Annotated in this window: 1 protein-coding gene; it reads left to right on the forward strand. The window is 36.3% G+C overall.

Annotated elements, in window-relative coordinates:
- Window positions 1-251: FtsW/RodA/SpoVE family cell cycle protein (locus CWC30_RS18215; protein ID WP_171034760.1), on the forward strand; the 251-nt coding region annotated here is incomplete at both ends.

Genomic DNA, 251 nt, shown 5'->3' on the forward strand with positions numbered 1-251 from the left:
AGTACTCTTATTAGTGGTACTCATTGTAGGACGTGAAGTCAATGGTTCAACACGCTTGATACGCTTAGGAAACTTTAAAATTCAAGGCGCAGAGATAGGTAAGTTGTTCATTTTTAGTTATATCGCAAGCTACATAATACCTAAGCGCAATGAAGTTCAAGAAAACATAAAAGGCTTTGCTAAACCCATAGCGGTATTTGAAGTTTATGAAGCACTTATTTTAATGCAGCCAGATTTATGGACTGAGTTGT

Source organism: Pseudoalteromonas sp. S4741 (genome assembly GCF_005886135.1).
Classification (GTDB): domain Bacteria; phylum Pseudomonadota; class Gammaproteobacteria; order Enterobacterales; family Alteromonadaceae; genus Pseudoalteromonas; species Pseudoalteromonas tetraodonis.